21 protein-coding genes are annotated in these 25,674 nt (G+C 75.2%); 14 read left to right on the top strand and 7 right to left on the bottom strand.

Annotated features, from left to right (window positions below):
* Positions 1-19: 19 nt before the first annotated feature.
* Positions 20-886 carry a peptidylprolyl isomerase gene (locus tag AB0I11_RS22480; RefSeq protein WP_357323658.1) on the bottom strand — a complete coding sequence of 289 codons (867 nt, stop codon included), beginning with the start codon at positions 884-886 and terminating at the stop codon, positions 20-22.
* Between the two features lie 261 nt (positions 887-1,147).
* Between AB0I11_RS22480 and AB0I11_RS22485 the strand changes: the two genes are divergently transcribed.
* The 3 genes from AB0I11_RS22485 to AB0I11_RS22495 are packed head-to-tail and all read left to right on the top strand — an operon-like array spanning position 1,148 to position 4,249.
* On the top strand, positions 1,148-1,867 hold the full coding sequence (locus AB0I11_RS22485; protein WP_357323661.1) for an MBL fold metallo-hydrolase: 720 nt from the start codon (positions 1,148-1,150) through the stop codon (positions 1,865-1,867).
* 54 nt (positions 1,868-1,921) lie between these two features.
* On the top strand, positions 1,922-3,262 hold the full coding sequence (gene hisS / locus AB0I11_RS22490) for a histidine--tRNA ligase (RefSeq protein ID WP_357323664.1): 1,341 nt from the start codon (positions 1,922-1,924) through the stop codon (positions 3,260-3,262).
* Positions 3,263-3,313: 51 nt separating this feature from the next.
* On the top strand, positions 3,314-4,249 hold the full coding sequence (locus AB0I11_RS22495; protein WP_357323667.1) for an acyl-ACP desaturase: 936 nt from the start codon (positions 3,314-3,316) through the stop codon (positions 4,247-4,249).
* 177 nt (positions 4,250-4,426) lie between these two features.
* Here the strand turns inward: AB0I11_RS22495 and AB0I11_RS22500 are convergent, their stop codons facing one another.
* Together AB0I11_RS22500 and AB0I11_RS22505 are read right to left on the bottom strand one after the other, a co-directional pair.
* Positions 4,427-5,653, bottom strand: a complete 1,227-nt coding sequence (locus AB0I11_RS22500; RefSeq protein WP_357323670.1) for an IS110 family transposase — start codon at positions 5,651-5,653, stop codon at positions 4,427-4,429.
* 243 nt (positions 5,654-5,896) lie between these two features.
* Positions 5,897-6,397: a PaaI family thioesterase gene (locus AB0I11_RS22505; protein WP_357323673.1), complete on the bottom strand. Its 501-nt coding sequence runs from the start codon at positions 6,395-6,397 to the stop codon at positions 5,897-5,899.
* Positions 6,398-6,453: 56 nt separating this feature from the next.
* Here AB0I11_RS22505 and AB0I11_RS22510 point away from each other — a divergent pair, with 56 nt between their 5' ends.
* The gene (locus AB0I11_RS22510) at positions 6,454-6,927 is read left to right on the top strand and encodes a helix-turn-helix domain-containing protein (RefSeq protein WP_357323675.1); all 474 of its coding nucleotides are present in this window, start codon (positions 6,454-6,456) and stop codon (positions 6,925-6,927) included.
* A 78-nt stretch (positions 6,928-7,005) separates the two neighbouring features.
* On the opposite strand, the gene AB0I11_RS22515 is transcribed toward AB0I11_RS22510, so the two are convergent.
* A complete protein-coding gene (locus AB0I11_RS22515; RefSeq protein ID WP_357323678.1) occupies positions 7,006-7,836 on the bottom strand; it encodes an SGNH/GDSL hydrolase family protein in 831 nt (276 codons plus the stop codon).
* Positions 7,837-8,081: 245 nt separating this feature from the next.
* Here AB0I11_RS22515 and AB0I11_RS22520 point away from each other — a divergent pair, with 245 nt between their 5' ends.
* Complete coding sequence (locus tag AB0I11_RS22520) at positions 8,082-9,137, top strand: S1 family peptidase (RefSeq protein WP_357323681.1); 1,056 nt, start codon at positions 8,082-8,084, stop codon at positions 9,135-9,137.
* Positions 9,138-9,306: 169 nt separating this feature from the next.
* Here the strand turns inward: AB0I11_RS22520 and AB0I11_RS22525 are convergent, their stop codons facing one another.
* On the bottom strand, positions 9,307-9,996 hold the full coding sequence (locus tag AB0I11_RS22525; RefSeq protein WP_357323684.1) for a DUF998 domain-containing protein: 690 nt from the start codon (positions 9,994-9,996) through the stop codon (positions 9,307-9,309).
* A gap of 34 nt (positions 9,997-10,030) precedes the next feature.
* Positions 10,031-10,732 (bottom strand): hypothetical protein, encoded by a 702-nt coding sequence (locus AB0I11_RS22530; RefSeq protein ID WP_357323687.1) that lies wholly within the window; start codon positions 10,730-10,732, stop codon positions 10,031-10,033.
* A 168-nt stretch (positions 10,733-10,900) separates the two neighbouring features.
* On the opposite strand from AB0I11_RS22530, the gene AB0I11_RS22535 reads away from it, so the two are divergent.
* The 6 genes from AB0I11_RS22535 (at position 10,901) to AB0I11_RS22560 (ending at position 19,330) form a co-directional block, all read left to right on the top strand.
* A complete protein-coding gene (locus tag AB0I11_RS22535; protein WP_357323690.1) occupies positions 10,901-11,773 on the top strand; it encodes a hypothetical protein in 873 nt (290 codons plus the stop codon).
* A gap of 129 nt (positions 11,774-11,902) precedes the next feature.
* Entirely contained in the window at positions 11,903-13,708 is a 1,806-nt protein-coding gene (aspS, locus tag AB0I11_RS22540; protein WP_357323693.1) for an aspartate--tRNA ligase, read from the top strand.
* A gap of 63 nt (positions 13,709-13,771) precedes the next feature.
* Positions 13,772-14,608 carry a sugar nucleotide-binding protein gene (locus tag AB0I11_RS22545; protein WP_357323695.1) on the top strand — a complete coding sequence of 279 codons (837 nt, stop codon included), beginning with the start codon at positions 13,772-13,774 and terminating at the stop codon, positions 14,606-14,608.
* A gap of 82 nt (positions 14,609-14,690) precedes the next feature.
* Positions 14,691-17,294 (top strand): S8 family serine peptidase, encoded by a 2,604-nt coding sequence (locus tag AB0I11_RS22550; protein ID WP_357323698.1) that lies wholly within the window; start codon positions 14,691-14,693, stop codon positions 17,292-17,294.
* A 66-nt stretch (positions 17,295-17,360) separates the two neighbouring features.
* Positions 17,361-17,951 (top strand): helix-turn-helix domain-containing protein, encoded by a 591-nt coding sequence (locus AB0I11_RS22555; RefSeq protein WP_357323701.1) that lies wholly within the window; start codon positions 17,361-17,363, stop codon positions 17,949-17,951.
* A complete protein-coding gene (locus tag AB0I11_RS22560; RefSeq protein ID WP_357323704.1) occupies positions 17,948-19,330 on the top strand; it encodes an MFS transporter in 1,383 nt (460 codons plus the stop codon). Before AB0I11_RS22555 ends, AB0I11_RS22560 begins: the two co-directional genes overlap by 4 nt.
* 25 nt (positions 19,331-19,355) lie before the next feature.
* Here AB0I11_RS22560 and AB0I11_RS22565 read toward each other — a convergent pair whose 3' ends face one another.
* Positions 19,356-20,096, bottom strand: coding sequence for a GNAT family N-acetyltransferase (locus AB0I11_RS22565; RefSeq protein ID WP_357323707.1), 741 nt, complete (start codon positions 20,094-20,096; stop codon positions 19,356-19,358).
* Positions 20,097-20,233: 137 nt separating this feature from the next.
* Here AB0I11_RS22565 and AB0I11_RS22570 point away from each other — a divergent pair, with 137 nt between their 5' ends.
* From AB0I11_RS22570 to AB0I11_RS22580, 3 genes are all read left to right on the top strand, one after another.
* Complete coding sequence (locus tag AB0I11_RS22570) at positions 20,234-20,446, top strand: hypothetical protein (RefSeq protein ID WP_357323709.1); 213 nt, start codon at positions 20,234-20,236, stop codon at positions 20,444-20,446.
* A 74-nt stretch (positions 20,447-20,520) separates the two neighbouring features.
* On the top strand, positions 20,521-22,014 hold the full coding sequence (locus AB0I11_RS22575) for a replication-associated recombination protein A (RefSeq protein WP_357323712.1): 1,494 nt from the start codon (positions 20,521-20,523) through the stop codon (positions 22,012-22,014).
* Positions 22,015-25,052: 3,038 nt separating this feature from the next.
* Positions 25,053-25,670, top strand: coding sequence for a hypothetical protein (locus tag AB0I11_RS22580; RefSeq protein WP_357323800.1), 618 nt, complete (start codon positions 25,053-25,055; stop codon positions 25,668-25,670).
* Positions 25,671-25,674: the final 4 nt, after the last annotated feature.

Consider the following 25,674-nt stretch of genomic DNA (forward strand, 5'->3'; position numbering starts at 1 on the left):
GGGGTCGGGTCGGGCCGGGTCAGCCGGCGCTGGGGCTGGCCGAGGGCGCGCTGGTGGCGGCCGGGGCGTTCTGCACCTCGCCGACGGTGAGGCTCTGGATCACCACGTCCGTCTTCGGCTTGACCTTGGCACCGCTGCCATTGTCCACGGTCGGCAGCGCCCCGATCTTCTCCAGCACGTCGAGGCCGCCGGTGATCTTGCCGATCACCGGGTACTTCGGCTCCGCCGGGTTGAAGTCCTTGAAGAAGAGCAGGAACTGGCTGCCGTTCGCCCCCGGCGGGTTCGCGATCATGGCGACCGTGCCCTTGGGGTACGCCGGCGGTTGCGCGGGCGCCCCCGAGGCTGACGGGCTCGGCGCCGGGGTCGGCACGTTCTCGTCGTAGAACGAGTAGGTCGGGCCGCCGATGCCGGTGCCGCTCGGGTCGCCGCAGCGCAGCGCGCCCTCGGTGGTGATCTCGTGGCAGGTGGTGTTGTCGTAGAACGACCGGCCGGCGAGGTGGGCGATGCTCGCCGCGGCGCACGGGGCGGAGGCGAGGTCGAGGTCGGCGGTGATCGGGGCGCCCTGGTTGGTGGTGACCGTCATCGGGCGGGTGCCGGAGGTGGGCAGGCCGGTGGTGCCCGGTCGGCCGACGTCCTTGAGGTTGGCGTTGGCGCCGCCGTCCTGGGGGGTCCAGAGGCAGACGTCCTCGGCGGCCTTCTGGGCCGGCTTCGAGTCGAACGCGCCGAGCGCCCAGGCCGAGCCGAGCACGATCAGCGCGAGCACCACCGCGGCGCCCACGCCGGCCTGGATCTGCCGGCGGCGCTTCGCCGCGGCGGCCCGCCGGGCGAGCTGCCGGTCGAGCTTCGCCCGCGCCAGTTTGCGCTGCCGGTCCCTGCTGGAAGCCACCCGTGCTCCCCTTCCTCTGCCCTGGTTCTCGCCGGCGTCCGGGCGGTGCCCGCCCGTCGGGTGCGCAGGTGCGCCACGCCACACGCCCGCCAGAGTGTACGGGTACCGACTGGGAAAGTGGTGTACGAGGTACGGCACCGGTTTATCGGGCGGTGTCACTGTGCCTGCTGGGGTCACCGGGACCGGTGGGCCGGCGAAACCGGGTGGCCGGTGCGACTAGGCTGCGGGGAGGACGACGAGCGGACGGAGAGGGGAGCGGACGTGCTGGTTGCCGGCTTTCCCGCGGACGCCTTCGGCACCAACTGCTACGTGGTGGCGACGGCGCCGGGGGAGCAGTGCGTGGTGGTCGACCCCGGCATCGGGGTGCTCGACCGGCTCGACGCCGTCCTCGCCGAGCACCGCCTGCACCCGGCCGCCGTGCTGCTCACCCACGGCCACCTGGACCACACCTTCTCCGTCGCGCCGGTGTGCGGCGCCCGCGGCATCCCCGCGTACGTCCACCCGGACGACCGGGAGTTGCTCGCCGATCCGAGCAAGGCGCTCTCGATGGACCTGACCCAGCTCTTCGGCGGCCGGCTGCCCTACGCCGAGCCGGAGGACGTGGCCGAGCTGACCGACGGGTCCACGCTCCGCCTCGCCGGGTTGGAGATCACCGTCGATCACGCCCCTGGCCATACCGGCGGGTCGGTGCTGTTCCGGATGCCCGGCGCCGGCTCGCCCTGGGAGGCCGAGCAGGTCTGCCTCTCCGGTGACGTGCTCTTCGCCGGCTCGATCGGCCGCACCGACCTGCCGGGCGGCAGCCTGCCCCGCATGCTGTCCAGCCTCCGGGAGAAGGTCCTCCCGCTGGCCGACGACACCGTCGTCCTGCCCGGCCACGGCCCCGCGACCACCATCGGCCGCGAGCGCGCGAGCAACCCGTACCTCATCGAGGTGGCGGAGTCCGGCGACGCGTGCCCGGCCGCGCCCACCCGCGGTCTGTAGCCACCGCGGCCCACGAGCCCACCGCGCGGCCCGCGCGGCGTCAAGGAGTACGCCATGAGCAAGCCCACGCCCATCTCCGGCTTCCCGGAGTGGACGCCCGCCCAGCGGATGATCGAGCAGTTCGTGCTCGACCGGATCCGCGCCACCTTCGAGCTGTACGGCTTCGCCCCGCTCGAAACCCGTTCCGTCGAGCCCCTCGACCAGCTGCTGCGCAAGGGGGAGACCTCGAAGGAGGTCTACCTGCTGCGCCGGCTCCAGGCCGACAGCGACGGTCCGGCCGGCGACGACTCCCTCGGACTGCACTTCGACCTGACCGTGCCGTTCGCCCGGTACGTGCTGGAGAACGCCGGCAAGCTGCAGTTCCCGTTCCGCCGCTACCAGATCCAGAAGGTGTGGCGGGGCGAGCGCCCGCAGGAGGGCCGCTACCGGGAGTTCCTCCAGGCCGACATCGACATCGTCGACCGGGACACCCTGCCGGCGCACTACGAGGCGGAGATGCCGCTGGTCATCGGCGACGCGCTGCGTTCGCTGCCGATCCCGCCGGTACGCATCCAGGTCAACAACCGCAAGATCTGCGAGGGCTTCTACCGGGGCGTCGGGCTCACCGAACCGGAGGCGGCGCTGCGCGCGGTCGACAAGCTCGACAAGATCGGCCCGGCGAAGGTGGCCGAGCTGCTGGCGGAGACCGCCGGGGCGAGCGAGGCGCAGGCCAAGGCGGTGCTGGCGCTGGCCGAGATCTCCGCGCCGGACGCCTCCTTCGCCGACGCGGTGCGTGCCCTGGGGGTGACCGACCCGCTGCTCGACGAGGGCATCGCCGAGCTGGTCGCGGTGGTGGAGACCGCCGCCGCGCACGCGCCCGGGCTCTGCGTCGCCGACCTGCGCATCGCCCGCGGCCTGGACTACTACACCGGCACCGTCTACGAGACGCAGATGATCGGGTACGAGCGGTTCGGCTCGGTCTGCTCCGGCGGCCGGTACGACAACCTCGCCAGCTCCGGCAACGTCCGGTTCCCCGGGGTGGGCATCTCCATCGGGGTGACCCGGCTGCTCGGCCTGCTCTTCGGCGCGGGCGCGCTGTCGGTCTCCCGCGACGTGCCGACCTGTGTGCTGGTCGCGGTGACCGCCGAGGAGGAGCGGGCGGCCAGCAACCGGGTGGCCGAGGCGCTGCGTTCGCGGGGCATCCCGACCGAGGTCTCGCCGAGCGCGGCCAAGTTCGGCAAGCAGATCCGGTACGCCGAGCGGCGCGGCATCCCGTACGTCTGGTTCCCGGGCGCCGAGGGCGACGAGGTGAAGGACATCCGCTCCGGTGCGCAGGTGGCCGCGGCGGCGGGGGAGTGGACGCCGCCCCGGGCGGACCTGAAGCCGCTGGTGGGACCGGCCGCCGCTGGCGCCTGACGACGATTGGACCTACGGTGGCGTAAGTTACGCCACCGTAGGGAGATCGCCGTGAACGTGCTCAGCCAGACCGCCCTGCTCCACGAGCTCGAACCCGTGGTCGAGAAGAACCTCGACCGACACCTGTCCCTCGCCAAGGAGTGGTTCCCGCACGAGTACGTGCCGTGGAGCGAGGGGCGGACCTTCGACGGGCCGCTCGGCGGCGAGCCCTGGACCGAGGGCGACTCGACCATCCCCGACGTGGCCCGGACCGCGCTGATCGTCAACCTGCTCACCGAGGACAACCTGCCCTCGTACCACCACGAGATCGCCACCCTCTTCGGCCGGGACGGCGCGTGGGGCACCTGGGTGCACCGGTGGACGGCCGAGGAGGGGCGGCACGGCACCGCCATCCGGGACTACCTGACGGTGACCCGGGCGGTCGACCCGGTGGCCCTCGAGCGGGCCCGGATGATTCACATGTCGGCGGGCTACGTCAACGTCCACGACGACGAGGTGCTGCACTCGCTGGCGTACGTCTCGTTCCAGGAACTGGCCACCCGCATCTCGCACCGCAACACCGGCCGGGCCACCGGCGACCCGGCGTGCGAGGCGCTGCTGGCCCGGGTGGCCGCCGACGAGAACCTGCACATGGTCTTCTACCGCAACCTGCTCGGCGCGGCCTTCGACCTGGCCCCGTCCCAGGCCATGCGTGCGGTCGCCGACGTGCTGGCCGACTTCCAGATGCCGGGGGTCGGCATCGACGGCTTCGCCCGCAAGTCGGTGGCCATCGCCCTGGCCGGCATCTACGACCTGCGCCAGCACCGCGACGAGGTGGTCATGCCGGTGCTGCGCCAGTGGAACATCTTCGAGGTGACCGGCCTGGACGCCGACGGCGAGACGGCCCGCGACCAGATCGCCGCCCACCTCGACACCCTGGACACCCAGGCCGCCCGCTTCGAGGAGAAGCGCGCCGCCCGCGCCGCCCGCCTAGCCACCCGCCCCTAACCCCCCCCCCCCGGCCCCTCCCCGCCCGCCCCGCCCCTCCTTAGTGCGCGTCGATCAAGGAGTTGTGGTGGTGAACAAAGGGGACATCGCCGACTTCTGAGGCGCCACAACTCCATGATCGCGGAGGGGGCGGGGCGGGCGGGGGTGGAGGGGTTAGACACCCCAGGAGCTGAGGTGTCAAGCTGCGGCGGTTAGTTCACGGTGTGACCAGGCAGTGTTCTCGTCGTAGACGGTGGTGGTTTTGAGGCAGCCGTGGAGGATGCCGACGAGGCGGTTGCCGACCTGGCGTAGGGCGGCGTTGTGGCCGATGTCGCGGGCGCGGAGTTCGTTGTAGTAGGCGCGGCTGCCGGGGTCGTGCAGGACCGCGGCGCCGGCCTGCATGTGTAAGGCGTCGACGAGGCGATCGTTGTGGATGAACCGGGCGTGGACGGTCTTGGACTTGCCGGACTGGCGGGTGATCGGTGCGGTGCCGGCGTAGTTCTTGCGGGACTTGGCGCTGGCGTAGCGGCCTGCCGCGTCGCCGAACTCTGCGAGCACCCGGGCGCCGAGGATGACGCCGATGCCGGGCTGGCTGAGGTAGACCTCAGCGTCCGGGTGCTGGCCAAAATGGGCCTCGACCTGCCCTTCGAGGGTGCGGATCTCGGTGTTGAGGGTTTGCAGGACCGCGACGGTGGCGCGGACGGTGGCCGTGTAGGCGCCGGCGACGATGTCGGCTTGGCCCAGGTGTTCGGTGCGCAGGGCCCGCTGTATCGCGGCGGCCTTGGCCGCAATGTCCCGGCGGTGGGCCTTCTTCAACACGGCGCTGATCTGCCCGATGGTCAGCTTCGCCGCCGCGGCGGGCGTGGGTGCCTTGGCCAGCAGTTCGAGAGCGTCGGCGCCCGTGAGCGTCAACATCTGGTAGGCGGCCAGCGCGGCCGGGAAGTAGTCACGCAGTGCCGCACGTAGTCGCAGCATGTGACGGGTGCGTTCCCAGATCAGCGTCTGGTGGGCCCGGGCCACGACCTTGACCGCCTCGGCGATGTCGGAGTCCGCAGCGACCTGGCGCAGCTGGTGGCGACGGGTCCGGACCATGTCGGCCAGAGTGTGCGCGTCGGCCTTGTCGCTCTTGGCTCCGGACAGTGACAGCAGCTCACGGTGCCGGGCTGCCTGTTTCGGGTTCACCCCGTAGACCTGGTAGCCGGCCGCGATCAGGGCCCGTACCCACGGCCCGCGGTCGGTCTCGATACAGACGAGGACATCCGACGGTTTCGCGTCCTCAGGCAGGAACCGGGCGACGAGCTCATGGAACCGGGCCATCCCGTCCACGCCCTCAGACAACCGGGCGGTGCGCATCCCCCGGCCATGTTCGTCCTGTACCTCCACGTCGTGGTGGTCTTCGGCCCAGTCGTCACCCACGAACAGCACTACATGCCTCCGCTCCGTCGGCTCCCATGTCAGCAGCCCGCAGAAGACCTCAGCGCCCTAATGGACCAGTGCTCACGCCAACGTTCTCGGCAGGCACGACACCCCATCAGCCATTCGTCTCCCGACCACGAGCGGGGGCACGGTCTAACCCTAGGACTCGACATCGGTCCAGGGGATGGGAGTGCTCACCCGCCCGCGGCTACCAGACACCGAGTCTGCCAACGGCTGACCCGGTAGCTCCCATTAGGGGAGGGGGAGGAGGAGGCAGGTGGAGGTGGCGTGGGCGATGAGGCGGGACTGGGTGTCGGTCAGGCGGGCCTCGGCCAGGGCGGTGCGGCGGCCGCGCTGGAGCACGGTGCCCTCGCAGCGCAGGGTGCCGCTGGCGACGGTGACCGGGCGGAGGAACTTCACGTTCAGGTCCAGCGAGGTGTAGCCGACGCCGGCCGGCAGGGTGGTGTGCACCGCGCAGGCGGCGGCGGTGTCCAGCAGGGTGGAGATGACCCCGCCGTGCACCGTGCCGAGCGGGTTGTAGTGAAACTCCTGCGGCACCAGTTCGACGGCGACCCGACCCTCGTCCGCCTCCATCCGGGCCATGTCGATCAGATGCATGATCGGGGGTGCGGCGAGTTCGCCGGCGATCATGGCGCGCAACAGTTCCAGGCCGCTGCGGCGGCCGATATGGGCGGCCCCGGCGGCCGGGTCCGACCAGGTGAAGGTGCGGCTGCGCTGCTGCGTCTGTGTCATGGACGCAGCCTCGCAGCGCGTTGCTGAGTCTGTCAATCAGACCTAGCCTGGTCGGCATGAGACCCGCGGCACTGGACTGGTCGGTGGACAACTGCACCATCGGGCGCGCCATGGAGGTCCTCGGCGAGCGCTGGACCCTGGTGGTGCTCCGCGAGGTCTTCAACGGCGTACGCCGCTTCGACGACATGCGGGTCCGCACCGGGATCCCCCGGCAGGTGCTCACCAACCGGCTCGCCATGCTGGTCGAGCAGGGGGTGCTGCGGCGGGAGCCCTACCGGGAGCCGGGCAGCCGGGTGCGGCACGAGTACCGGCTCACCGCCATGGGGCTCGACCTCTGGCCGGTGCTGGTGGCGGTGCTGGGCTGGGGTGACCGCTACCTGGCCGACCCGGACGGCTCGCCGCTGGCGGTGGCCCACCGCGACTGCGGCGCGGAGGTCCGGGTCACGCTGCGCTGCGCCGAGGGACACGAGGTGACCGAGCCCCGCGACGTGCTGCCCCGGCCGGGCCCGGGGGCGCGGCCGCGTATCTGAGCCGTGCCCGCGCGGGACGGGGCCGAGCCGCCACCCGGCGCGGGAGCCGTACGGTCACGCGCCGGGTGGGGCGGGGGGCTACCAGCCGAAGCCGGCCGCGTACGAGATGCTGGCGAGCACCGCCTGCCCGCTGGTGCTCGGGTGGAAGTAGTCCCAGCTGGAGACCTGGCTGAGGCTGAACGGGTAGTTGAACACGGCGTTGTCGTCGAAGTCGCAGTTCGGGCCGTACGCCGCGCACGCCTGGGCCAGTTGGGTGTTGTAGTCCACCACCCGCTGCCGGACCCGGGCCCGCCGGTCGACGTCGGCCTGGCTGGTCGAGGTCGGGTTGGCCAGCATCGACTGGCAGATGCCGAACAGCGACCAGGCGGTACGCGCGCTGCCGCTGCCCTTGCCCACGGACCAGAGGCGCTGGATGTCGGGGATGCTGAGCACCGCGACCCGGGCGTCGGGCAGGCCGGCCCGGATCCGGTTGAGCGCGCTGTCGATGTTGGCGCGGAACGTGGTCACCGGGGTCATGCTCGACTCCGAGCTGGTGCAGGCGTCGTTGGCCCCGATGAGCATCGTGACGTACTGGACGCCCTGGCTGACCGCGCCGCCCGCCTGGCCGTACATGTCGGCGGACTTGGCCCCGGTCTTGGCGTCGTTGTGGTTGCGGCCCTGGATGGCCGGCTCGACCGCGCGGATGCGCAGGTAGTGGCTGTTCACGCTGGCGTAGTCGCCGGTGCTGAACGACCGGGAGGTGCAGTCGGAGTACCAGCCGCAGGCGTTGAACCCGCGGGTGATGGAGTCGCCCAGGCTGGCCATCGAGGTGGGCGGGGGGCCGGCGGCGGCCAGGGCGGGGCCGGACGCGAGCAGGACGAGGGCGGTGGCGCCGGCGAGGGTGGCCAGCGCGCGGCGGACGAGGGTCATGGTGGCCTCCGGATCGCGGGTGCCGAGGGGCTGTGCTGCGCCGGATCGTATCGACGACCATCTGTGTCCACAATGTTGCGACCCGGTTGCCGGCGGCGGCCGGGCGAATTCGGGCAAAGCGAGTCTTGCTTATGATCTTAAATCTATGAATACTTTGGTCACTCGGCCGTTTCCCCAGGTCGGCCGGGTTGTCCCCGGGCGCGTACGCATGACAGCGCCCGTCACCCCCTTTCGGAGGTTGTTACATGCGACCCACGAGGTCCTCACTCCGCCGCGCCGCCGCGCTCGCCCTGACCGGCACCCTGGTCACCGGCTCACTGCTCGGCGCACCCGCCCAGGCGGCCCCCGCCTCACCCGCCTCCCCCGACACCGCCGCCGCCCTCGCCGCCACCCTCGGCGACCGGGCCGCCGGCGCGTACGCCGACGCCAGCGGCAAGATGGTCGTCGCGGTGACCGACGCCGCGGCCGCCCGGCAGGTGCGCGCCGCCGGCGCCACCCCGAAGCTGGTCACCCGGGGCGCCGACAAGCTCCGCTCCGCCACCGCCGAGCTGGAGCGGTCCGCCAAGATCCCCGGCACCGCCTGGTGGACCGACCCCGCCACCAACCAGGTCGTGGTCTCCGTCGACAGCACCGTCACCGGCGCCAAGCTCGAGCGGGTCAAGGCCGCCGCCGCCCGCACCGGCGGCACGGTCCGGGTCGAGGCCGAGCCCGGCGTGCTCACCACCCGCATCTCCGGCGGCCAGGCCATCTACACCGGTGGCTACCGCTGCTCGCTCGGCTTCAACGTCCGCAGCAGCTCCGGCGTGAAGTACTTCCTCACCGCCGGGCACTGCACCAACCTGGGCTCGACCTGGTACTCCAACTCCAGCCAGACCACGGTGCTGGGCAGCCGGGCCGGCACCAGCTTCCCGGGCAACGACTACGGCATCGTGCGGTACAGCAACCAGACCACCACCCAGCCGGGCAACGTCTACCTCTACAACGGCAGCTACCAGGACATCACCGCCGCGGGCAACGCGTACGTCGGCCAGTCGGTGCGCCGCTCCGGCAGCACCACCGGCGTGCACAGCGGCAGCGTCTCGGCCACCGGCGCGACGGTGAACTACGCCGAGGGCAGCGTCTCCGGCCTGATCCGGACGAACGTCTGCGCCGAGGGCGGCGACAGCGGTGGCTCGCTCTTCGCCGGCAGCACCGCCGTGGGCCTCACCTCCGGCGGCAGCGGCAACTGCTCCTCCGGCGGCACCACCTACTTCCAGCCGGTCACCGAGCCGCTGAGCGTCTACGGCGTCAGCGTCTACTGATCGACCGCACCAGAACGGGCCGCCGGCTGACCGGCGGCCCGTTCCGCATCCCGGCCGGCCACCCGCCTGCCGCGCACCGTCATCGTCGGCCCGGACCCGGCCCGCCCGCCGACGCGGTCAACCAGCGGATCGGCGGCCCGGCCCGCACCCGGCCCGCCCGCCGAGGCGGTCACCCTGCGGATCGACGGACCGGACCGGCCCGCGGCCGGTCCCCGCCCGTCGGTCCGGCCGCGGTACGCCCCCGGTGCGCCCGGCGCGCGGAGCCGACCGCGACCAGCGGCCAGCAGGCCACCGCGAGGGCGGCCACCCGCTCGGCCAGGCCGGTACGGGAGCCGCCGGTCACCTCCACCACGAACCAGCCGAAGAGGGCCAGCAGCAGCGCGGTCACGGCCAGCGCCACCGGGCGCCGGAACGCCCACGGCGGGGTACCGGCCGGTGCCGCGGCCACGTCCCGCCGGACGCTCCGGGGCAACCGCAGCGCCGACCCGGCCGGCCAGAGCGACAGGGCGAGCACCGCCACCGTGGCCACCGTGCCGTGCGCGGGCGAGCCGCCCACCTGCGGCCGGGGGACGGCGATCAGCGCGATGGTGGCCACCCCGCCGACGGCCAGCAGGAACCGGCTGGGCAGCCCGGCGGCGTGCAGCACCAGTGCGGTGCCGAGGTAGCAGCAGCCCAGCAGGACCAGGCAGCCGCTCATGATCCACGAGTCGGTGGCGCCCGGCGCGGCCAGCTCGCTGATGGTGTCCCGGATCGGGTCGTACCCGGGTGGCTGCCGGGCGCCGGCCACCGTCCAACCCGTCATCAGCAGCACGGGCGCGGCCGCGGCGACGGCGACCGCCCAGCTCGGTACGGCACGCATCCGGCCACGGTAACCGCCGTCGCGGCGGCGCGGGTCAGGCCGGCGTTATCCGGGCGTCGGCGAGCACCGCGATCGAGGTCGGCGACTGACACTCCACCCGCAGGGTGAGGTCGTCGGCGCCCGCCACATCCGCCGTGAGCTGCCCCGGCGTGCCCTGCCGGGCGTCCACGCTGCCGCGCGCCAGCCGGTCGATCGTCCCGTCGGTCCGGCGGACGGCGACGTTCACCGTCACCCGGACGGGTGCCTGCGGGTCGTCCGGCGAGTACGCCTGGACGGTGAGCGTCAGATCCTGATAGCGGCGGCGCAGCTCGTAGGTGACCTCGCGCTGCTTGTCGTGGGCGGTGTTCTCCGGGCAGCCGACGGCGATCGCCCGGCTGAGACCGGGCTGGTCCTTCAGCGGCCGGGGCAGCGCCACGATGTTGCCGGCGCCGGCCTGCATCGGCAGGCTGTCCACGTGCACCCCACCCGGGCCGCTGGCCGGCGAGGGCGTGGGACCGGCCGCGGCGCTCGTTTGCGGGGCCGGCGCGGAGCCGGCCGCGGCGGCGGGCCCGCTCGGGGACGTTCCGTCATCCGCACCGGTCCATGTCCAGTTGCGGATGTCGCGGATCAGGGCGCCACCGGCGAAGAGCGCACCGAGGACGGTGGCGACCGCGACGGTCCACACCAGCCAGCGCGGGCCCTCACCGCCCCCGGCGCGACGGTCCGCGGTGGGCTGCTCCTTGTCGACGGTCCCCACGTCTCTCCCCGGTGTGTGTGGTCGACGCGATTGCGCCGTGTTTCTATCATCACGTCGATCCACAATCGACTCCGCGCCGCCGTGCTGTCCGGTAGGCGATAGCGCCCGCCCGTCGATCCTGGGATAACCGCAGTTCGTCCGACCGTCGCCTGTTCAGGAGAACACTTCATGAGCGATTCCCGCGAGCCGCAGGACACCCCGCCGACCCTGCCGGGCGCGAGTCGGCCCCCCGCCGCCGGCGCGACCCCGCCCGGCGCCGGCCCGCCGGCCGCCCCGCTGGGCCCCCCGCCGCCAGGCACCACGCCGCCGGGCACCGGTCTGCCCGGCCGGCCCGCCGCCGCGCCGCGGCCGGGTGGGCGGGGCCTGGCCGTGCTCGCCCTGGGCGTCGCTGGGCTGGCCCTCCTGCTCGCGCTGGGTTCGACGATCTTCGCCTGGCGGGCCATCGACCAGGCGCACGACGCGAAGGACATCGCCCTCCGACCCGCCCCCGGCACCTCGGCGGCGAGCGCGCCCGCCAGCGACGCGCCGACGGCCGCCGCGCCCACCGCCACGGGCGAGACCCCGACCGAGGACGTGCCCCGCTCGCCGGGCGAGGCGCCGCCGCTCGACGAGCGGACCGTCTACCGGCCCAGGTACGACAAGCAGCCGCTCACCTTCAAGGTGCCCTGCAGCAATCGGATGTACGCGGATCTGGACGAGCCCCGGGTGATGAACGAGAGCACCGGCGCGGAGATCAAGTTCACCATGGGCTGCGGCAACACTCCCTCATACTTCACCCTTCAGGACGGGGTCGATGGGAGCGAGGACGCCAGTGCCGGCATGCTGCCGCCGGCGTGCGGCGACAAGATCCGTACCGCGCCGATCGCCACCGGGGCGGCGATCCCGGTCCGCAAGGGCACGGCGATCTGCGTGACCACCGACTACGGCAACGCCCGCGCGCACGGCGAGCCCTGGCGCATGATCCTCCTCGAGGTGATGGGCGTGGCCAACGACGGGGCGGCGACCGTCCGGGTGACCGCCTGGGACATTCCCGACGAGTGAGGCCGGCCACCCGCCCGCGATCGAGCCACCCCGACCGGCCGCGACCGGGTTACCGGGTGGCGCGGGGCGCGCTCCGCCGAGCTGACAGAATGCGGGGGCAGCCCGTACAGCGATGAGGAGACGCCAGCCGTGATCCGTACCCACAATGCCGGAAGCCTGCGCGCCGCGGACGCCGGCTCGACGGTGACGCTCGCCGGGTGGGTGGCCCGCCGGCGCGACCACGGCGGCGTCATCTTCGTCGACCTGCGCGACGCCTCCGGTGTGGTGCAGGTGGTCTTCCGCGAGGAGGACGCGCACGCGCTGCGCAACGAGTTCTGCGTGAAGGTCACCGGCGAGGTGACCCGCCGCCCGGAGGGCAACGAGAACCCGGACCTGCCGACCGGCGAGGTGGAGGTGACCGCGACCGAGCTGGAGGTGCTCTCCGAGGCCGCGCCGCTGCCGTTGCCCGTGGACGACCAGGTCGAGGCCGGTGACGACATCCGGCTCAAGTACCGCTACCTGGACCTGCGGCGCAGCGGCCCGGCCAAGGCCCTGCGGCTGCGTTCGCGGGCCAGCCAGCTCGCCCGCACGGTGCTGCACGAGCGGGACTTCCTGGAGATCGAGACGCCGACGCTGACCCGCTCCACGCCCGAGGGCGCCCGCGACTTCCTGGTGCCCGTCCGGCTCCAGCCGGGCAGCTGGTACGCGCTGCCGCAGTCGCCGCAGCTGTTCAAGCAGCTGCTGATGGTCGGCGGCATGGAGCGGTACTACCAGATCGCCCGCTGCTACCGGGACGAGGACTTCCGCGCCGACCGGCAGCCGGAGTTCACCCAGCTCGACATCGAGATGTCCTTCGTCACCGAGGACGACGTGATCGACCTCGGCGAGGCCATCGTCGCGGCGCTCTGGTCCGACCTGGCCGGCCACGAGATCCCCCGGCCGATCCCGCGGATCACCTGGCACGACGCGATGTCCCGGTACGGCTCGGACAAGCCGGACCTGCGCTACGGCGTCGAGCTGACCGAGCTGACCGATTACCTGCGCGGCACCGAGTTCCGGGTGTTCGCCGGCGCGATCGACGCGGGCGGCTACGTCGGCGCGGTGGTCATGCCGGGCGGGGCGAGCCAGACCCGCAAGGAGCTGGACGGCTGGCAGGACTGGGCCAAGGCGCGCGGCGCGCGCGGCCTGGCGTACGTGGTGCTCGACGCGGAGACCGGCGAGGCGCGCGGGCCGGTGGCGAAGAACCTGTCCGAGGCGCACCTGGCCGGCCTGGCCGACGCGGTCGGCGCGAAGCCGGGCGACGCGATCTTCTTTGCCGCGAGCACCAACACCCGGGAGGCGCAGGAGCTGCTCGGCGCGGCCCGGATCGAGATCGCCAAGCGGGCAAACCTGGTCGACGAGAGCGCCTGGGCGTTCTGCTGGGTGGTCGACGCGCCGATGTTCGAGAAGACCGACGAGGGGAACTGGACGGCCGTGCACCACCCGTTCACCTCGCCGAACGCCGAGTGGGTGGACCGGTTCGAGGAGGCGCCGGACCGGGCGCTGGCCTACGCGTACGACATCGTCTGCAACGGCAACGAGATCGGCGGCGGCTCGATCCGTATCCACCGCGGCGACGTGCAGCAGCGGGTGTTCGACCTGCTCGGCATCACGCCCGAGGAGGCGCGGGACAAGTTCGGCTTCCTGCTGGAGGCGTTCAAGTACGGCGCCCCGCCGCACGGCGGCATCGCGTTCGGTTGGGACCGGGTCTGCATGCTGCTGGCCGGTGCGGACTCGATCCGCGAGGTCATCGCGTTCCCGAAGACCCGGGGCGGGTTCGACCCGCTGACCGGCGCGCCCACGCCGATCACCGCCCAGCAGCGGGCCGAGGCCGGCATCGACGCCAAGCCGAAGGCGCCCACCGGCCCGCACGCCGGCACCGCCGGCCCGGCCGCCCCGGTGGCCGACCCGACCTGATCCAGCGATGTCGAAAGGCCCGCGTCATGATGACGCGGGCCTTTTCGATCATCAGGGGGACGGATGAACCTGCTCGTGGTGGGCGCCAGCGGCTTTCTCGGCGCCGAGGTGTGCCGGCAGGCGGTCGCCGCCGGGCACCGGGTGGCCGGCACGTACCACTCGGCCGCCGTCGCGGTGCCCGGCGTCGCGCCGCACCGGCTCGACGTCACCGACCGCGCCGCGGTGCGCGCGCTGCTGACCGGGGTACGCCCCGACGCCGTGGTCAGCACCCCGTACCGCTTCGACGACTGGGCGGTCACCGCCGACGGGGCGGCCCACGTCGCGTCCGCCGCGGCCGAGGTGGGGGCGCGGCTGGTGCACCTGTCCAGCGACGCGCTGCACGGCGGGCGTCCCGAGCCGTACGCCGACGATGAGCCGCCGACGCCGGTGTACCCGTACGGGGCGGCGAAGGCGGCGGCCGAGACGGCGGTGCGCGCGGTCGATCCGGGCGCGCTGCTGGTGCGGACGTCGCTGATCCTGGGGGAGGGGAGCAAACAGATCCAGCTCTGCCGGGACGCGTTGGCCGGCCGGGCCACCCTGTTCACCGACGAGTTGCGCTGCCCGGTGGACGTGACCGATGTCGCCGCCGCCGTCCTGGAACTGGTCGGCACCGACTACGCCGGGGCGCTCAACGTGGCCGGACCCGACGCGGTCAGCCGCGCCGAGCTGGGGTTGCTGGTGGCCCGCCGGTTCGGCCTCGACCCGGCCGGGATGAAGACCAGCACCGGCGCGGCGGCCGGTGTGCGCCGCCCCGCCGAGGTACGGCTCGACTCGACCCGCGCCGCGGGCCTGCTGCGGACCCGGCTGCGCGGGGTCGAGGAACTGCTCGCCCCCGGAGCGGGGACCGCGCAGCCGCGCTGACGGTGCGGCTTTGCGCCATGGCGGACCTCCGCCAGGGCGGACGGGGGGGTTCCCCGACCGGCAGTGCCTACGCTGCCAGACCATGTACCGACGCCACGCAGCCCTGGCGGCTGCCCTCCTGCTGCTGCCGCTCACCGTGCCGAGCAGCGCGGCGGCCACCGCCGGCGACGACCCCGGGTCCGCCGTCACTCGCATCGTCATCCTCGACAGCGCACCCGCCGCGCAGCAGGCCGCCCCGGCGCAGCGGGCCGCCGCGCGCGCCGCCGTGGACCGCTCGCAGCAGGACCTGACCGACGCGGCGCGGGACGCGGGCATTCCGGTGGCCGTCAACCGCCGGTACCGCGATGTCGTCAACGGCCTGGTGGTGAAGGTTCCCCCGGACCGTGCCGCCCGGCTGGCCGCGCTGCCCGGGGTCGCCGCGGTGTCCGCGCCGGTGGCGTACGCGGCACCGGACTCGCCCACCCCGGTCTCCGCGGACCTCCTCCAGCGCGCCGTCGCCCAGGCCGCCGCCGGAGCGCCCGCCGGCCGCGAGATCGTCACCGCCACCGAACTCACCGGCGTCCCCGAGGCCCACCGGGCCGGCTTCACCGGGGAGGGCGTCACCATCGGCGTGGTCGACACCGGGATCGCCTACGACCACCCCGCGCTCGGCGGCGGCGGCTTCCCCAACGCCAAGGTGCTCGGCGGCTACGACTTCGCCGACGAGGACGCCGACCCGTACGACGACACCAACGTGGGATCCGCCGGACATGGCACCCACGTGGCCGGGATCCTCGCCGGCAACGACGCGCGCATCGAAGGGGTGGCGCCGGACGCCACCCTGCGGGCGTATCGGGTCTTCGGCACCCGCAACCCGGCGACCGACGAACTCCTCATCGCGGCGCTGGACCGGGCCGCCGCCGACGGCGTGGACGTGGTCAACCTGAGCCTGGGCGTGACGGGCCAACGCAGCAGCAGCGTGCTCGCGCTCGCCGTGGACCGCCTCGTCGCCTCCGGCGTACCCGTCATCGTCGCCGTCGGCAACGGCTACGCGGGACCGTTCAACGCCGGGTCGCCGGCGGTGGCCGCGGGCGCGATCGCCGTCGGCAGCACCTACAGCAGCCGGTACCCGTACCTGGCGTTCACCCTCGACGACGGCTCTGCCGCGCCCGTCCCGTTCGAGGTGTCCGGGCGCGGCCCGACCCCGCCGGTGAGCGGCAGTTTCCCCGTCACCGAGATGGTCGCGAGCTGCGACCCGCTGCCTGCCGGGAGCCTCGCCGGGCAGGTCGCCCTGTTCACTTCGGCGCCCGGCGGCTACCCCTGCCGCCCGATGGACGTGGCCCGGGTCGCCGCCGCCGCGGGCGCGGCCGCCGCGATCTACCACAATCCGACCATCCCGGGGGACGCGATCGCCGGTCAGTCCTGCTGCGGCACGATCACCATCCCGGTGGTGAACATCCGCGAGAGCGACGCCCGGCGCATCCTCGCCGCGCCGGGCGGCAGCCGGCTCACCTGGGGCGCGTACGCGGGCAGTGCGCTGGGCGTGGACCTTGCCGGCCTGATGGACCAGGGATCCTCCTGGGGGCCGGGCAACGAGCTGGAGTTCAAGCCCGACCTCGCCGCGCCCGGTGGGTACGTGTTCTCGGCGCTGCCCCGGGCCCTCAACTGGTACGGCGTGAACTCCGGAACCTCGATGGCCGCGCCGCACGTCGCCGGGATCGTCGCGCTGCTGCTGCAGGCGCACCCGGGTCTCACCCCGGACGAGGTGCGCGTCGCCCTGCAGAACACCGCCACCCCGCTGGCCATGACCGGCGACCACGACCGGGGCCGCCAGCCCGTCGCCCAGCAGGGCGCCGGCCGGGTCGACGCGGTCGCGGCGCTCGCCGCGGTGTCGGGCCGGCGGCTGACCGCCACCCCCGGCAAGCTGCCCCTCGGCGACCTCGAGGGACGGGAGGCGATCCGCCGGATCACCGTCAGCAACCCGACCGACCAGCCGGTCACCTACGTCGTCGGGCACCGCGCGGCGGTCTCCGCCGCGCCTCCGTACACCAACTCCTGGCAGCCCGTCGACGCCGGCGGCCAGGTCGCGGTCGAGGGTGCCGACCAGGTCACCGTCCCCGCCCACGGCAGCCGCTCGGTCACCGTGCACTTCCGGCAGCCGGCGGGCGTGGTGGCGGGCACCCTGTTCGGCGGCTGGGTGGAGGTCACCCGGGCCGGCAGGGACCACCCGGAACTCCGGGTGCCCTACCTGGGCATGGCGGGAGACTACGACGCGGTCTCCGCGGTCAATCCCACCTTCACGGCGGTGAACCCGAAGCTGGACAATCCGGCCCTGCGCCCCGGCTACTTCAGCTTCGGCCGGAATCTGCCGATCAGCGTCGACCTCAGTGACACCAGCACGGCGAACGACGCGGCCTGGGTGATGCTGTCGCACGGCTACCCGATGCTGGCCCGGATGCGCCTCGAGGCGCTGGACGGCTCCGGCGCGGTCGTCGCCACCCCGTACGACGCGTCGTGGGTGGCCCGGAACGCGGGTGCCGGCACGGGGGTCGCCTTCTACTCCTGGGACGCCACCCTCGCGGACGGCTCAGCGGCGCCCGCCGGCACCTACCGCCTGCGATTCGTCTTCGACAAGGCGCTCGGCGACGCCGACCACGCCCCCGGCACCGAGACCTGGACGTCGCCGGAGATCACCCTGGTTCGCTGAGCCGATTGCACACTTCCTGTGCACAAGACTTGTGCACAGGAAGTGTGCACAGTTATCGTGCATCCTATGGACAGCGACAAGACATCGGCGCCGCGCGAGGTCCGGCTCGATCACCGGCAGGTGCGCGTGCTCGCCCACCCGCTGCGGATGCGCCTGCTCGGCGCGTTGCGGGTGAAGGGGCCGGCGACCGCCACCACCCTCGCCACCCTCCTCGACACCAACACCGGTGCGACCAGCTACCACCTGCGCCAGCTCGCCGAGGTGGGCCTCGTGGTGGAGGACCCGGACCGGGGCACCGGCCGGCAGCGCTGGTGGCGGGCCGCGCACGACGTCACCAACTGGGAAGCGAGCGACTTCGACGACGACCCGGACGCCCGCGCCGCGATCGACTGGATCCAGGGCGACCAGGTCCGCCTGCTGGCCGGGCACGCCGAGCAGTGGTTCGCCACTCAGCACGAGTGGTCGGCGGAGTGGCGGGACGCGTTCGGCATGAGCGACTTCTTCCTGACCGTCCCGGCCGACCGGCTGGCGGCGATCGAGGCCGAGCTCTGGGCCGTCCTGGAGCGGCACCGGCAGGAGGCCGACCCGACCGAGCCCGGCGCCGAGCGGGTCCAGATCTTCGTCGCCGCCTACCCCATGCAGAAGGAGTTCCGTTGACCGCGCTCTCCGTACGCCAGGTCCGGTTCCGTTACCTCACCCTCTACGGCCTGCGCTGGCTGCCCGCCGGCCTGACCATCCCGGTGATGATCCTGCTGATGCAGGAACGCGGCCTGTCGCTGTCCCAGATCGGCCTGGTCGCCACCGCGCAGGGCCTGGTGGTGCTGGCGCTGGAGCTGCCCACCGGTGGCTTCGCCGACGCCCTCGGCCGCAAACCGGTGCTGATCACCGCCTGGGTGGTCTGCCTGGCCTCGCTGACGCTGTTCGCCGTGGCCGACTCGTTCTGGCTGTTCGCCCTGGTCTGGGCGTTGCAGGGCATCTACCGGGCGCTCGACAGCGGCCCGCTGGAGTCCTGGTACGTCGACGCCACCCTGGCCGCCGACCCGAAGGCCGAGTACGAACGGGGCCTCGGCTGGGCCGGCACCGTCGCCGGCATCGCCATCGGCGCCGGTGCGCTGCTCGGCGGCGGCCTGGTCGCCCTCGGCCCGATCGGCCCGGTCAGCGCGCTGACCCTGCCCGTGCTGGTGGCCATCGCCCTGCAGGTGGCGGCGCTGGTGGTGCTCACCGTGCTGCTGGTCGAGGAGCGGCCGGCGAAGGGGCGCGCGGCGCTGCGGAACTCGGTGGTCGAGGCGCCCCGGATGGTCGGCCAGGCGTTCGGTCTGCTGCGCCGCAACCGGGTGCTGTTCGCGCTGGTCGCCGTCGAGCTGTTCTGGGGCTTCGGCATGGTCACCTTCGAGTCGCTGCTGCCGGTGCGTCTCGCCGAGGTGGTCGGTGGCGCCGACCGGGCCGCCGCGCTGCTCGGTCCCGCCGGCTCGGCGGCCTGGCTGGCCAACGCGGCCGGCGCCGCGCTGACCCCGCTGCTGTTGCGGCGCCTCGGTGCCGCGCCCGCCGCCGCGCTCATGCGGGTGCTCCAGGGCGGCACGGTGGTCGGGATGGGCCTGCTCGCCGGCCCGGTCGGGGTGCTGATCGCCTACCTGGCCTGCTACACGGTGCACGGCGCGTCGAACCCGCTGCACATGGGCCTGCTGCACCGCCAGGTCGACGGGCCGTACCGGACCAGCGTGCTCTCGCTGAACTCGATGATGGGCCAGCCGGCCGGTGCGCTCGGCGCGGTGGTGCTGACCGCGGTGGCGGACCGCGCCAGCGTCGGCACGGCCATGCTGGTCGGCGCGGTGGTGCTCGCCCTGGCCGCCCCCCTCTACCTGCCGGCCTGGCGGGCGAACCGGGCGGCCGCGACCGTCGCCGGCGCGCCGGCCGGGTCCGGGCCGGACCCGGCGGAGGCCGCCGGGGCGACCCCGGTCGTGGCGACCGGACCCGAGGGCAGTCTCGCCGGCCCCGCGCCGGTGCCCGCCGCGGACGCCGGCACCCGGTCCGCCTGACGGCGGGGCCGGGCCGGCGGGGCGGTCAGCCCAGGTGCACCGAGGTACGGGGCTCGGTGCCGGTGAAACCGAGGCGGCGGTAGAGCCGGATCGCGCCCACGTTGTCGGTGTAGACGCCGAGCGCGACGTGGTCGTACCGGCCCAGCAGGGCCCGGGTCATCCCGGCGGTCAGCGCCGCGCCGAGGCCCCGGCCGCGCCGGTCGGCCGCCACGGTGAGGCCGGCGAGGAAGCCGATGTCGCCCCGGCTCCGGTCCGCGCCGGCGGCCACCAGCCGGTCGCCGTCGCGGATGCCGTACCAGTCGACGATGCGCGGGTCGCCGGGCCGGGAGGTGGTGCTGGGGAACGCGGCGTCAATCAGCGCGTCGAGCGCCGGGTGGTCAGCCTCGGTGAGGCGGACCACCCGGTCCTCCCCGGCCTGCTCCGGCGGGGCCGCCGTGGTCCACCGGAAGTCCCACTCGTCGAGCCGGGCCACCGTGAGCCGGGCGGCCACCTCCGCCGGGGTGGCACGCGGCAGGTGCAGCCACTGGCCGGCGTGCAGCGTCCCGTCCGCGACGAGGCCGGCGAGGACGTCCAGCGCCGGTCCCGCCGGCCCGACCGCGCCGCCGGCCGGCCCCTGCCCGGGCGGGAGCAGCCAGCCCACCGTGCCGTCGCGCCGCCACCCCCGCGCCTCGTGGTCGCGCCACAGCGCGTGCCGGGCGTACGGGTGGTGTCCGGTGGCGGCGAGCAGGGCCTCCCGCCCCGCCAGCACCTGATCGGCGGTGATCATGCGGTCAGCCTACGAGAGCGCGGATCCCGGCCACCGACCCGCTCCGGGCCGCCCGGTCCAGCGTGGAGATTGACGAACAGACCGATCGGGTACATCCCTCGCCGACCCTATAGGGACCCCCCACCGGAGGAACGACCATGCTCGCCATTCTCGCGGCCATCGTGTTCGGCTTCGCGCTGCTGCTCGACTTCCTGGACACGAACCTCGGCGCTCCCGACCTGTTCAACGTGCACACCCTCATGCTCATCGGTTTTCTGCTGCTCTCGCTCTACCTGGCCGGGGTCGGCAACGGCCCGGGCACCGGCGGCCGGGGCCGCTGGTACCGCGGTCGCCGTCCCGGCCGCGGCTGACCGGAACGGATCACCGGGGCCCGGCCCACGGCGCGATTCCAGCGCCGTCGGCCGGGCCCGGTACTGTTCTCGTGATGGAGTCCGACGCCCTCTTCACCCTCGGCGAACCCGCCGGCGCGCCCCCCGGCGGCCCCGCGGGTTCCCCTGGCGTCGACCCGTTCTCCGCCACCCGGCCGGACGCTCCGCTGCCGGTCCGGATGCGCCCGGCCGGCATCGACGAGCTGGTGGGCCAGGATCACCTGCTCGCCCCGGGCGCCCCGCTGCGGCAGCTGGTCGAGGGCGCCGCGCCGATGTCGGTGATCCTGTGGGGGCCGCCCGGCAGCGGCAAGACCACCATCGCCCACCTGGTGGCCCGGGCCACCGACCGGCGGTTCGTGGCCATGTCCGCGCTGACTGCCGGGGTCAAGGACGTCCGGGCCGTGATCGACACCGCGCGGCGGCAGCGCCGGGCCGGCGGCCCGCAGACCGTGCTCTTCATCGACGAGGTGCACCGGTTCAGCAAGACCCAGCAGGACTCGCTCCTCGCCGCGGTCGAGGACCGGACGGTGACCCTGCTGGCGGCGACCACCGAGAATCCGTACTTCTCGGTCATCTCGCCGCTGCTGTCCCGCTGCGTGCTGCTCACGCTCCAGCCCCTGGACGACGACGCCGTACGCGGCCTGCTGCGCCGCGCGGTGGCCGACGAGCGCGGCCTGAACGGCTCGCTGACCCTGGCCACCGAGGCGGAGGACCACCTGGTCCGGCTGGCCGGCGGCGACGTCCGCAAGGCGCTCACCGCGCTGGAGGCGGCGGCCGCCTCCGCCGCCGCGCGCGGCGCCGACCGGATCGACCTGGCCACCGCCGAGCAGGCGGTCGACGTGGCCGCCGTCCGGTACGACCGGGACGGCGACGCCCACTACGACGTGATCAGCGCGTTCATCAAGAGCATGCGCGGCTCGGACGTGGACGCCGCGCTGCACTGGCTGGCCCGGATGCTGGTGGCCGGGGAGGACGCCCGGTTCATCGCCCGCCGCCTGGTGATCTTCGCGAGCGAGGACGTCGGCATGGCCGACCCCACCGCGCTCACCGTGGCCACCGCCGCCGCGCACGCGGTCGAGTACGTCGGGCTGCCCGAGGTCCAGCTCAACCTCGCGCACGCGGTCATCCACCTGGCCACCGCCCCGAAATCGAACTCGGCCACCACCGCGATCGGCGCGGCGATCGCCGACGTCCGCGCCGGCCGGGGTGGGCCGGTGCCGCGAGGGCTGCGGGACGCGCACTACTCCGGGGCACGTGGGCTCGGGCACGGCGCCGGATACCGCTACCCGCACGACGACAACCGGGGGGTGGTCACCCAGCAGTACGCTCCGGACGGTCTCGTGGGGACCGACTACTACCGGCCGAGCGGGCACGGCGCGGAGCGGGCGGTGGCCACCCGGCTGCCGTTGCTGCGCCGGATCGTGCGGGGGCTGCCGACGCCGGCGGCCCGTGCGGAGCCGGCCACCGAGAGTGTCGGGGCGACCGCCCCGCAGCGGGGCGACGGGGCGAATGAGGGCGACGGCGCTGCCGTCGGGGAGGGTCAGCAGTGATGGCGCGTGGTCCTGAGCGGCCGGAAGACGGCCCGGAGGAGCGGCGCGACCCTCGTGCCAAGGGCCGCCGGTGGGGGCGGGGCAAGGCCGACGCGGAGCCCGACGAGGCCGCCGTCGGCGAGGAGTTCGGCTGGATCGACGACCTGCGGACCGCGAAGCAGCAGCGGGCCGAACTCGGCCCGGACGGGGACCTGCCCGCGGCGCCCCCGCGCGGCGCGGTGCCACCGGCCGCCGCCGGGCCGGTACCGCCCGCGTCCGAACCACCGCCCGCGGCCCGTCCCGGCCCGGTGCCGCCGCCGGCCGCCGGCCACCCCGGCCCGGTGCCGCCGGCCGCCGGCCGCTCGGGCCCGGCCGGACCGCCGGTCCGGCGTGGACCGGCCGACGCCGCGGCGGCCACCCCGCCGGCCCGTCCCGGCCGGCCGGACCCGGGTGCGGCCCGGCGCGGCCCGGTGGAGGCTTTCTGGCCGGGCGCTTCCGAGCCCGGCCAGCATCCCGCCGAGCCACCCCGACGGGGCGAGGCACCGACCGGTCAGCAACCGCCCCTGCCACCGCCCGCTGCCCGGGCCGCAGGCCCGGACGGCCGGCTGACGCCGCCCACCGGTCGCGGCGGCCCGGTGCCGCCGGCCGGCCGTGAGTCCGGCCGGGGTGGTCCGGTGCCGCCGGCCGGCCGTGAGCCGGGTCGGGGTGGTCCCGTACCGCCGGTGGGCCGTGAGCCTGGCCCGGGTGCTCCGGTGCCGCCCGCCGGCCCCGAGCCGGGCCGCGGTGGCCCCGCCCGGGCCCGGGGAGCCGGATCATCCGGCCGGGTTCGCGGCGCGGCCGCGCCCGGCCCGGACCGTGGCCCGGCGCCGGTGCCGGAGCGCCCGGGCGCGGGCCCCGGCTGGTCGACCGGCGTCGACCTGCCCCCGGCCGGGCCGGGGGTTCCGGTCCCGCCCACGCCGCGTGGCCGGCACGGCGCCGAGAGCGCCGTCGACCCGGCCGTGCGACCCGTCTCGGGCGGCGCCCGGCGCACCGCCCCCACCGGCGGTGAGGCCGGCGTCCGCCCGGTCTCCGGCTCGGGCCACCGCAGCGACCCGGCTGCCGGTCGGCCGGGTCCGGGCGGTGTCGAGCCGGGCGTCCGACCGGTGTCCGGTGCCGGTCGGCGGTCGCTGCCCGACGGGGTCGAGGGCGGCGTCCGTCCCGTCTCCGGGGCCGGCCGTCGGGCCGCCGCCGGACCCGAGACCGGTCGCACCGCGGTGCCGCCGGTCCGCGCCGCCGCCGCGCCGCCCGCTGCCGGCTATCCGGTCGTCGACCCGGTCACCGGCCGGCCCGGGCCGGCCGAGGCCGAGCCCCGGCGCCGCCATGCCCAGGCCGACCCCGCCGACGATGGGGTGTCCCGGATGGGCGGTCCGGCCGCCGGCCGCGCCGGCGGCCGTCGCCGCGCCGACGAGCCCGAGCCGCCGCCGGCGGTGCCGCGCAGCGGCAACGCCCCACCCGTGCCGGGCGTCCCGCCCGCCGGTCGCGGCGGCGCGGTCCCGCCCGCCGCCCGGCGGACCGGCCCCGACGCTCCGGCCGGCCGCGACGACCCGGCGGCCCCGCGGGCCGGGCGCGCACCGGGCGAGCCCACCATGCCGCCGGCCGGCCGGCGCGCCCCCGACGGGCCGCCGGCCCGGGCCGGCCGCCGGACCACCCCCGACGCCCCGGCCATGCCGCCCGCCGGCCGGGACACCATGCCACCCGCCGGCCAGGACGCGATGCCGCCCGCCGCGCGGGGCGCGATGCCACCCGCAGGCCGGGACACCATGCCGCCCGCCGGTCGGGGTGCGATGCCGCCCGCAGGCCAGGACGCGATGCCGCCCGCCGCTCGGGGCGCGATGCCGCCCGCCGGCCGGGATGCGATGCCGCCCGCCGGCCGGGATGCGATGCCGCCCGCCGGCCGCCGGGCCGCCCCCGAGGAGCCAGCCCCCCGCGGCGGTCGCCGCGCCGGAGCGGAGGACGTGACCGGTCGCCGTGCCGGACCGGAGGATGTGACCGGTCGCCGTGCCGGACCGGAGGATGTGACCGGTCGCCGTGCCGGACCGGAGGATGTGACCGGTCGCCGTGCCGCGCCCGAGGACATGACCGGCCGCCGGCCGGTGCCGGACGACCCGGCCGGTCGCCGTGCCGCGCCGGAGCCGCCGACGGGCCGGCTGGCCGGCGCCGCTTCCGGACCGCGTCGGGGCGCCCACGAGCCGGCCGGCGAGCCACGGCCGCGGCCCGAGCGGCCGGCGGACTGGCTACGGCAGGCCGGGCGTACCCCGCACAGCGACCCCGCCACCCCGGTGGCCGGCCGGCCCACCGGTTCGCCGGTCGGCGCGCCGACCACCGAGGAGGGCCCGCCCACCGGCGCCAACCGTGCCCCGAACGCGCGGGCCGGTGCCGCCGCGCCCCCGGACCGGGCGCGTCCCGCGCGCGGAGCCGCGCGCCCCGGCGGACCGGCCGGGCGAAACGCGGCGGCGCCGGAGGCCGGCCGGGCCGGTGCACCGGCCGGTGTGGACGCCGGCCGGGCCGGTGGCCCGCCGCCCGGCGTCGATCCCGCCCGCCCCGGCAACCCACCCGGCGGACGCGGCGGACCGGCTGCCCAGCCCGGCCGTCCGGGGCCGGCCGGTGGTGACCCGCGAGGTAACGGCCCGGCCCGCCCCGGCCCGGACAGCGCGCCGCCGCCGGGCGGACCGGCCGCGGCACCGGGTCCGCGTGGCGGCGCCCCCCAACCCACGGTGGCCCGGGCGGCCGCCGCGGTCGCCCCGCCCGGCGTACCCGACGAGCGGTCGGCCGGGCGGGTCGGCCCGCATCCGCCGGAGCCCGCCCGGCCCGGCCCGGCCGGCCCGGCGGTCGTGCCCCCGGCGAGGGCCGGCGCGCCCGTGGCGGCCCGGGCGGCGGCGGTCGTACCGCCCCGGGAGCCGGGGCAGGCCGCACCGGAGGGCGGGACCGGACCCGCGCTGCGGCGAGCCGAGTCCGACCCCGGGCAGCCGCCCACCGAGGCCGGCGTCCTGCGCGGCGCCCGGTCCGAGCTGCGCCGCCAGATGCGCGAGCGGCGGCGGCTGCGGATGGCCATCCTCGCCCTGGTCAGTCTGGTGCTGCTCGGCGCGGTCCCGCTCTACTTCGGGCTGCGCGCGCTCAGCCACGACCCGGTCTTCGACACCCTCGACGCGCTCGCCGTGCCGTCCTGGGCGGCGAACGACACCGTCGACAACGTCAGCGGCAGCCGCTGGTGCCTGCAGGACTGCCGGCTGCGGGAACGCACCGTCGAGTCGGAGAAGGCCTGGAAGGAGACCGCCGAGGTCTACCAGCAGGCGCTCGGCCGGGACGGCTGGCGGCGGTGGAAGGTGGACCGCTGCCCGGAGCAGCCGGTCAAGGGCAGCTACACCTGTTGGCGGCGCGACGAGCTTACCCTCGACCTGTGGGTCCGGGATCCCACCTGCGTGCCGCCACCGGTCGGCGGGGAGCCGGCGCCGACTCCGGCACCCACGCCCGCAGCGGAGAAGTGCGCCGGGTCGTTGGTGTCGGTGAAGGTCCGCAACGCGATCGACGACGAGCGGACCGGACCACAGCCGAGCACCGACCCGTCACTCACCGGTGAGGATCCGTACCCGACCCTCACTGACGATCCGCTCGGCGAGCTGACACGCTCACCGTCGTGAGCCG

Source organism: Micromonospora sp. NPDC050495, from assembly GCF_040655175.1.
In the GTDB taxonomy this organism is placed as follows: domain Bacteria; phylum Actinomycetota; class Actinomycetes; order Mycobacteriales; family Micromonosporaceae; genus Micromonospora.